A 9536-nucleotide genomic window follows, 5' to 3' on the forward strand; every position below is an offset into this window, starting at 1 on the left:
CTACGACGACGAGGTGGACGCGGCGGTGAGCGCGCTGACCTCCATCCTTGAGCCCATCATGATCGTGATCATGGGCGTGGTGATCGGCGGCATGGTGGTCGCCATGTACATGCCCATGTTCGACATGATCTCCGCCGTGCAGTAAGCGCGGCGGGACCCGTCAGGCAGGACGCGGAAGCCCGGCCGGGAGCCATCCCGGCCGGGCTTCGCGCGTTCGGGTCCGATAATTCTGTCCGCAGAGTACTGGAGCAATCGGGCGGATGGCGTTAGATTGAGCACCTTGTTGCACTTGCCCCCGTCCACCCAGCGCCCGGCGCCCGGCGCACGGGATCACGGGATCACGGGGCGTGCACGCGGCCGGCATCGCCGGCCGAACCGCGAAGGTCCTCCCTCGCCGCGCGAGGCAGTTCGCTCCGCCACACGGGCCGGCAGGAACGCGCCCGGCATCGCCGTCCGAAACCCGGAACGCCAATCATCCGTTACACTTGACGAGGCCGGGCGCCCCCGTGGCGGACGGACTCGCTGTGTCGCCCCCAGCACACGCGGATCGAAACGCACCGTGAACGAATTCCTCCAGACGGCCCTCACGTTCCCCACCGTCGTCTACAGCATGCTGCTGGCCGTGAGCGCCCTGTACTGGGTGGTCGCGTCCACCAGCCTGGCAGACGGCGACGCCCTGGACGTCCTCTCGGGCGGTCACGGTCACGGGCACATCCACGTGGGCGGCCACGACCACGTCCACATCGGCGGGCACGACCACGTCCACGTGGGTGGACACGCGGACGGCCATGGCCACGGGCACGGCGAGGACGCCACGGGCGCGGCGGCCCTGCTGGCCCGGCTGGGGCTGCGCGGCATCCCCCTGATGGTGATTGCCACGGTGTTCAGCCTGATGGGCTGGCTGGGCACGTACTTCGTGCAGCTGCTGGCGCTTCCCCAGGTGCCCGACGCGCTGCGGACGCTCGTGGCGGTGGCGGTGATGGTGGCCATGGTCGTCCCCGCGACGCTGGCCACGTCGCTGGTCCTTCGCCCCGTGGGCCGGCGGCTGGAAAAGCTCAACGCGGGCCTTTCCCCGTCGCTCATCGGCCGGACGGGGACCATCATCACCCCCTCGCTTTCCGGCGACTACGGCCAGGCGTCCGTCGACGACGGCGGCGCCGGGCTCATCCTGCAGGTTCGTCTCGACGCTCCCAACGCGCTGCGGCGCGGCGATCGGATCGTGCTCATCGAGTACCTCGAAGGGCAGCATGCGTATCGCGTGGTCTCCGAGCAGCAGTTCCTTGCCCCGGCGACCGTTCCCCCATCCCCCACTGAGGTTGTGAGATGAGCATGTCCCCTCTCGTCATGCCGTTCGTGATCGGCGCCGTCGTCCTGCTCGGCATGCTGCTGGGCATCTTTGCCATCTTTCGCGCCTTTTACGTAAAGGTGGAGCAGGGCACCGCCCTCATCGTGAACGACCTGAGCGCCACGCCCAAGGTGCGCTTCACGGGCAGCCTGGTGATCCCGGTGCTGTACAAGGCCGAGCTCATGCGCGTGAGCCTCATCACGCTGCAGGTGGACCGGCGCGGCAAGGAGGGGCTCATCTGCAAGGACAACATGCGGGCCGACATCACCGTCGCCTTCTACCTGCGGGTGAACGAGACGCAGGCCGACGTGCTGCGCGTAGCCAAGGCCATCGGGGCCCACCGCGCGTCGGACCGCAACGCCGTGGACGAGCTCTTCAACGCCAAGTTCTCCGAGGCGCTCAAGACGGTGGGCAAGAAGTTCGAGTTCACGGAGCTGTTCGAGAAGCGCCAGGAGTTCCGCGACGAGATCGTCAAGATCATCGGCGCCGACCTCAACGGCTACGTGCTGGAGGACGTGGCCATCGACTACCTGGAGCAGACGCCCAAGCACCTGCTGGACAGCAACAACATCCTGGACGCCGAGGGCATCCGTAAGATCACGGAGCGCACGGCCACCCAGAACGTGGTGACCAACGAGCTGGAGCAGAACGAGAAGCTCGCCATCACCAAGAAGAACGTGGAGGCCCGCGAGGCCACGCTGGCCCTGGAGCGGCAGCAGGCCGAGGCCGAGGCGCGCCAGAAGCGGGAGATCGAGACCATCCGCTCGCGCGAGGAGGCCGAGGCGGCCCGCGTGCGCGAGGAGCAGCGCCTGATCGCCGAGGCGGCGCGGCTGGAGACGGAGGAAAAGCTCAAGATCCGCGAGCAGAACGTGCAGCGCGAGGTGGAGGTCGCCGAGCAGAACCGCCAGCGCGCCGTGGCCATCGAGGTGGAGCGGGTGCAGCGCGCCAAGGCGCTGGAGCAGGTGACGACCGATCGCGAGGTGCAGCTGCAGGGCGTGGAGCGCGACAAGGTGGTCGAGGTCGGCAAGAAGGACGTGGCCAACATCACCCGCGAGCGCATTGCCATCGACAAGACAGTCACGGTGGAGGAGGAGCGCATCAAGGAGGTGCGCGTGGTCTCCGAGGCCGAGCGTGACAAGCAGGCGCGCGTGCTGGCCGCCGAGGCCGCCGCGCAGGAGGAGATGGTGCGCGCCGTGAAGGAGGCCGAGGCCGCCGAGGCCGCCTCCAGGCACAAGGCCGTGGAGCTGGCCACCATGGCGCAGGCGTCCGAGGCCGCCGCCAAGCACAAGGCGGCCGAGCTGGCCACCATGGCGCAGGCAAAGCTGGAGGCCGCCTCGCGCGAGGCCGACGCCAAGCGCATCCTGGCCGAGGCCAGCCGCGTGGAGCTGGCCGCGCCGGGGCTGGCCGAGGCGGCCGTCCGCGAGGCGGAGGCCGGTGCCATCGAGAAGGTGGGCGCCGCCGAGGCGCGGGTGCTGGAGGCCAAGGCCGAGGCCGTCTACAAGCAGGGCAGCGCCGAGGCCCGGGTGCTGGCCGAGCGCCTGGCCGCGCAGGCCGACGGCGAGGCCAAGCTGGGGCAGGCCAAGGCGACGGCGGCGGAGTCCGTGGGCGTGGCCGAGGCCACGGTGACGGCGCGCCAGCTGGCCGCGCAGGCCGAGGGCGAGGCCAAGCTGGGCCAGGCCAAGGCGACGGCGGCCGAGTCCGTGGGCCTGGCCGAGGCCAAGGTGCTGGCCGAGCGGCTGGCGGCGCAGGCCGCGGGCGAGGCCAAGCTGGGCACGGCCAAGGCGACGGCCGTGGAGTCCGTGGGCGTGGCCGAGGCCAACGTCACGGCCAAGAAGCTCATGGCCGAGGCCGAGGGCCTGACCAAGAAGTTCGAGGCCATCGACTCGCTGAGCGACCGTGCCCGCCAGCACGAGGAGTTCCGCATGACGCTGCAGGGGCACCTGGAGCAGGCCATGGCGGCCATCCACGCGGGCCGCGACGTGAGCAAGGAGAACGCGGAGGTCATCGCGTCGGCCCTGCGCAACGCCAACATCGACCTGGTGGGCGGCGACGGCGGCATGTTCGACTCGCTGAGCAAGGCGCTCACGCTGGGCAAGTCCATCGAGGGCTTCGCGGGCAAGAGCCCCATCGTGCAGGACCTGCTGGCGCGCTTCCTGGGCACGGGCAACGGCGCCGCGCGTCTCGCAGGCGGCGCGCCGACGGTGCCCATCACGCCGGAGGTGTTCGAGCAGGTGGCGCCGAAGGTGGATGCGCCGGCGGTGGCGCCCGCAGCCGCGGCGGATCCGGTCGCGTAAGGACCGACTACGGGTTTCAGGGACGGGTTACAGGGGACAGCCGGCAACTGCGTCGGCCTGGACGGACCACGTGGCGTCGCCGGCTGTCCCGACCTTCCTGATGAAGGCCGCTGCGCAACCTCCCCCAGGGGTTTTGGGGGAGGTGCGAGCCTAAGCGAGCGGAGGGGGCGCCCGCGCGGAGGCTGCCACACAGCGCGGAATCAAGCCGTCCGCCGATTCCCTTCGTGCCGGTCCGGTAGAGGACGGATGACGCATCTGCCGCCGTTGCCGGCTGTCCCCTGTAACCTGTAGCCCGTCCCCCGCAGTTCCGCCGTCCGCAGTACCGGGCGCGCCGCGTAGCGCACCCAGCTTTCCAATCCACGATCCAGGATGCGTGAATGACCGAGCAGTCCCCGGCCGTGCAGGAGCAGCCCCTCGCCGAGGGGTCCGTGGACCAGGCGGTGGCGCAGGGCGGCGCGTACGAGGTGCTGCGCCGCCGGCTGAGCGAGCAGGGCGCCCGCCTGCGCGAGATCGCCGGCGCGCTCAACCAGCAGCGGCTGGCGGAGTTCGGGGACAGCCGGCTGGAGGTCACCGGCCGGCTGCGCATCCACACCGAGAACAACTGCATCGGCCGCGATATCGTCCCCGTCGGTGGCCTGCTGCTGTTTGGCTACAACGTCTTCCTGGGCCTCAAGACCACCACGCGCGTCCCCGACGTCTTCAGCCTCTACCGGCTCGTGGAGGGGCCGGAGGGCTACGACGTGGAGAGCGTGGACCTGGCCGGCAGCTTCCTGGGCGACCCGGCGTTCGTCCGCGACTTCGACGAGCTCTACGCCTACTACAAGAACGCGCGCCTGCTGCAGCTGGATGTGGCGGGCGGCAAGCTGCTCGCGGCGTTCCAGGTGGGCGAGCGCAGCACGGACGTGCGCGTGTTTCGCTGGGCACTCTCGCCCAGCGGCGAGGCCACGTACATGGACGCCCGCGGTGACCGTGACCTGGCGCTCCCCCCGCCGTTCGACTTCGAGTGGACGCGCGCGGGGCGTGAGCAGACGGTCAACGGCCGCTTTCCCCACCTGAACGTGCTGGACACGCTGTTCGTGGAGACCACGGGCGGCGACCTCACCATCAAGGTCGAGAACAACACGGAATCCGGCGAGGGCATCTACGCCGAGCCCGTGGAGGAGAAGACGCAGTCGCTGGACGACGCGACCTTCGACTACGCCCGCGTGGGCTCGCTCATCCTGCTCAAGGTGCTGCCGTACCGCGAGACGGCATGGCGCGGCTTTGTCTACAACACCATCACGGGCAAGGTGCAGCGCGTGGACGCCATCGTCCAGGCGTGCGTGCAGCTGCCGGAGGACCACGGCATCCTCTTTCCCGGCGGGTACTACCTGCAGAACGGGGAGAACAAGGCGTTCGACGCGCGGATGGACGGGATGCAGTTCCAGCGCGCCATCCGCTCGCCCAACGGAGAGGACGTGATGTACCTCTTCTACGAGCACGAGGGCGGCCGCTCGGCCCTGTTCGTCTACAACCTCATCCAGCGCAAGCTGGCCAGCCCGCTCTTTGGCCACGGGCACGCGGTGCTGCGCGACGGGCGGATGGTGCTGTTCAACGCGGAGGGCGACGCGCCCACCCGCGTGCATCCCATGCAGATCTGGCAGACGCCGTTCGTCTCGGACGAGTTCGCCGCCAGCCGCCCGCCGGGAACGAGCTTCATGGGCCGGCTGGGGAACGCGGAGCTCGTCCGCGGCATCTCCAGCCTGTTCGAGCTGGCGCGCGAGATCGAGACGCCCGAGGTCAGCGCCCAGCGGTACGGGCTGCTCGTGCGCAACACGCGCCGCCTGTTCGACGCGCACCACTGGCTGGACGGCGAGGGCGCCCACGGCGCGGCCGCCCTGCTGCGCGAGATCGCCGCCACGGGCGAGTCGGTGCTGGACGAGTTCGAGAAGGTGGTGAGCATCCGCCGCCAGTCCGACGCCGCCATGGCGCAGGCCCGCGCGGACCACGCCGCCCTCCTGTCGCGCCTGCTGCCGGAGAACTGGACGCAGGTGCAGGAGTACGTGGACGCGCTGAACGACGTCACCCGCCAGCGCGGCCGGCTGCTCACCATCCGCGAGCTGCGTTACATCGACGTGGCCGCCCTCGACGCCATGGGCGCCGAGCTGCAGGCCCAGCATGAGCGCATCGGCGCCGCCACGGGCGAGTTCCTGGCCGGCGACGCCGCCCTCGCGCCGCTGTCCAAGCGGCTGGACGAGCTGGACGCGCAGGCGCAAAAGGCGGAGACGGCCAGGGCCATCGCCGAGGCCGTGTCGGGGCTGGAGAGCATGTCCGCAGACCTGGACATGCTCTCCGAGCTCATGGCCACGCTCAAGGTGGACGATGCCGTGCAGCGCACGCGCGTCGTGGAGGCCATCTCCGGCATCTACGCCCGGCTGAACCAGGCCCGCGCCCGCGCCGAGACGCGGCGCAAGACGCTGGGCTCGGCGGAGATGGTGGCGCAGTTCGGCGCGCAGTTCTCCCTCTTTGGGCAGAGCGTGTCCAGCGCGCTGTCGCTGGCCACGGACCCCGAGAAGGCCGACGAGCAGCTGTCGCGGCTGATGGTGCAGCTGGAGGAGATCGAGAGCCAGTTCGGCGAGCACGAGCAGTTCCTGGGCGACATCCTGGGCAAGCGCGACGAGCTGCTGGAGTCGTTCGAGGCGCACAAGCAGGCGCTGCTGGACGACCGCCAGCGCAAGGCGCAGTCGGTGCTCGAGGCCGCGAATCGAATCCTCGAAGGGCTGGGCCGGCGGACGGAGAAGTTCACGACGCAGGACGAGCTGAACGCCTTCTTTGCCGGCGACGCGCTCATCGTGAAGGTGCGCGAGCTGGCGGATCGGCTGCGCGCGCTCAAGGACCCCGTCAAGGCCGACGACGTGGAGGCGCGCATCAAGGGCGCGCGCGACGCGGCCGTCCGCGCCCTGCGCGACCGCAGCGACCTGTTCGAGGGCGGCGGCGAGGTCATCAAGCTGGGCCGCCACCGCTTCAGCGTGAGCACGCAGCCGCTGGACCTGACCATCCTGCCGCGCGGGGACGAGCTGGCGGTGCACCTGACGGGCACCGACTTCATGGAGCCCATCCACAGCGACGAGCTGGCGGCGCTCCGCGAGTACTGGCAGGTGTCGCTGGAATCCGAGTCGCCCGCGCTGTACCGCGGCGAGTACCTGGCGGGTGAAGTCCTCGCCGCCGCCGATGCGGGCGCGGACGGGCTGTCCATGGACGCGCTGCGGGCGCAGGAGCGCGACGGCGACGCCCTGGCGCGCACCGTGGCCGCGTTCGCCGCGGCGCGCTACCGCGAGGGGTACCAGCGCGGCATCCACGACCACGACGCCACGCTCATCCTCCGCGCGGCGCTGGCGCAGCTGGCCGTGGCGGGCACGCTGGTGCACGCGCCGGAGCCGCGCGCCCTGGCCGCGCTCTTCTGGGCGGCGGAGCAGGGGAGCGCGGACGTGGCGCAGTGGCGCGCCCGCGTGACGGGCGCCAGGGCCATGCAGGCGCTGTTCGGCGCGCGGTCCGCGGCGGAGGCGCTGCGGGGGGAGATGGCGGGGCGGATCGGCGGATTCGTGGAGGCGGGCGCGCTGCCGTTCGGCGCGGGCGTGGCCTCGGGCGCGGCGGCGTACCTGTTCGACGAGCTGGCGGGGGCGGATGAGGGCCTCGTCGTCTCGCGCGCGGCGCGGGAGCTGGTGGAGGCGCTGGTGGCGCGGCTGGACGGCGCGGGGCTGCGCGCGGACTTCGTCGCCACGCTGGAGCAGATGAAGGACCGCCCCGCCGCGCGCTACACGCACGTGGTCCACTGGCTGCAGGCGCTGTGCACGGACGCGGCGCTGGCGCCCCGCGCCCGCTTCGTCCCCGAGGCGGCGGCGCTGCTGCTGACGCGGGACACGCTGGCGCGCCGGCCCAACGAGGCGGCGCTCTCCGCCACCGTGGAGGGGCTGCTGGGCGAGCATCCGCGCATCAGCCAGGGCCGGATGACGCTGGCCGTGGACGAGCTGATGGGGCGCCTGGCGGAGCACCGCGACCGCTTTCTCCCCGGCTACCGGCGGTACCAGGCCATCCGCCAGGAGATCGCCGCGCGCGAGCGGGACGCCCTGCGCCTGTCGGAGCTGCGCGCGCGGCCGCTGACGTCATTTGTCCGCAACCGGCTCATCAACGACACGTACCTGCCCATCATCGGCGACAACCTCGCCAAGCAGATCGGCACCGTGGGCGAGGCCAAGCGCAGCGACCTGATGGGCCTGCTGATGATGATCTCGCCTCCCGGGTACGGCAAGACCACGCTGATGGAGTACGTGGCGCACCGGCTGGGGCTGGTCTTCATGAAGATCAACGGCCCCGCGCTGGGCCACGAGGTGCGCTCGCTGGACCCCGCGCAGGCGCCCGACGCCACCAGCCGCCAGGAGCTGGAAAAGCTCAACCTGGCCCTGGAGATGGGGAACAACGTGATGCTGTACGTGGACGACATCCAGCACACGCACCCCGAGTTCCTGCAGAAGTTCATCTCCCTGTGCGACGGCACGCGGCGCATCGAGGGCGTGTGGCGGGGGCGGACCCGGACCTATGACATGCGCGGCAAGAAGTTCTGCGTGGTCATGGCCGGCAACCCGTACACGGAGTCCGGCGAGGTCTTCAAGATCCCCGACATGCTGGCCAACCGCGCGGACGTCTACAACCTGGGCGACGTGCTGGGCGGGATGGAGGAGGTGTTCACGCTCAGCTACATCGAGAACAGCCTCACGTCCAACCCCGTGCTGGCGCCGCTGGCCACGCGCGACCTGTCGGACCTGTACCTGCTGGTGGACCGGGCCAGGGGGCGCGACGTCTCCACCAACGGCCTCAAGCACGGGTACAGCGCGGCGGAGGTCAACGAGATCGTGGGCACGCTGCAGCGCATGCTCACCGTGCGCGACGTGGTGTACCGCGTGAACCAGCAGTACATCGCCAGCGCGGCGCAGGCGGACCGCTACCGCACGGAGCCCGGCTTCAAGCTGCAGGGCAGCTACCGCAACATGAACAAGCTGGCGGAGAAGATCTCGCCGGTGATGAACGACGCGGAGCTGCAGCAGCTCATCGGCGACCACTACCTGGGCGAGGCCCAGCTGCTGACGACGGGCGCGGAGGAGAACCTGCTCAAGCTCAAGGAGCTGCGCGGCGTTCTCACGGCGGACGAGGCCGCGCGGTGGGAGCAGATCAAGCGCGATTTCCTGCGCAACAAGGCCATGGGCGGCGACGCGGACGTCGGCGGGCGCGTGGTGGCGCAGCTGGCGGACATCGCCGGCGGGCTGCAGGCGCTGGGCGCGGCGGCGTCCGCCCCCGCGCCGGAGCCGGAGCTCGCGCCGGCCCCCGTGGTCCAGCTGCCCGACGAACTGCCGGAGGTGATCCGCGCGGCCGTGGCGCCGCTGATCGAGGCGATCCGTGCCGGCCACGAGGCCATGCGCGCCAGCCACGTCCAGCAGGCCGACGCCGCGGACGCCGTGCTCCGCGCCATCGCGGCGGCGAAGGCCGAGCCGACCATCGTGCACGTGCCCGTCCCCGTGGCGTCGGGCGGAGAGCGCGTCGCCGTCGGGGCGATCGAGGCCGCCGCGTCCGCCGGGCCGATCGTGGTCCCTGCCGAGGCGGTGGCCGTCGCGGCGGTGGATGCGGGCGGCTTCGTCGCGGGGGAGGCGGTGCCCAGCGTGGCGGAGCGCCGGGAAGACGAGCCGCTGCAGGAGCTTTCCAAGCTGGGCGGCGTCACCAAGCCCCTGCGCGTCTGGCCCCCGCGGAACTGATCCGCCGCGTAGGCCGACCAGGCAATGAAGCCCGCCAGCGTCATCCTGAGGGAGCGCCGCACGTAACGTGAATGCGCGCAGGACTTTGGCGCGACCGAAGGATCTTGTGTGCGA

At 71.1% G+C, this 9536-nt stretch carries 4 protein-coding genes; all 4 read left to right on the forward strand.

Annotation, left to right across the window (positions count from 1 at the left end):
• The first annotated feature begins 13 nt into the window (after positions 1 to 13).
• The 4 genes from VFZ20_RS32755 (at position 14) to VFZ20_RS13250 (ending at position 9422) form a co-directional block, all read left to right on the forward strand.
• Positions 14 to 145 carry a hypothetical protein gene (locus VFZ20_RS32755; protein ID WP_349264093.1) on the forward strand — a complete coding sequence of 44 codons (132 nt, stop codon included), beginning with the start codon at positions 14 to 16 and terminating at the stop codon, positions 143 to 145.
• Positions 146 to 559: 414 nt separating this feature from the next.
• Positions 560 to 1327 carry a hypothetical protein gene (locus VFZ20_RS13240; RefSeq protein ID WP_329684366.1) on the forward strand — a complete coding sequence of 256 codons (768 nt, stop codon included), beginning with the start codon at positions 560 to 562 and terminating at the stop codon, positions 1325 to 1327.
• Positions 1328 to 1329: 2 nt separating this feature from the next.
• A complete protein-coding gene (locus tag VFZ20_RS13245; RefSeq protein WP_414682939.1) occupies positions 1330 to 3639 on the forward strand; it encodes a flotillin family protein in 2310 nt (769 codons plus the stop codon).
• A gap of 377 nt (positions 3640 to 4016) precedes the next feature.
• Positions 4017 to 9422: a DNA repair ATPase gene (locus tag VFZ20_RS13250; RefSeq protein ID WP_329684368.1), complete on the forward strand. Its 5406-nt coding sequence runs from the start codon at positions 4017 to 4019 to the stop codon at positions 9420 to 9422.
• Positions 9423 to 9536 lie beyond the last annotated feature (114 nt).

Origin of the sequence: Longimicrobium sp., assembly GCF_036280135.1 — a bacterium.
Taxonomy (GTDB): domain Bacteria; phylum Gemmatimonadota; class Gemmatimonadetes; order Longimicrobiales; family Longimicrobiaceae; genus Longimicrobium.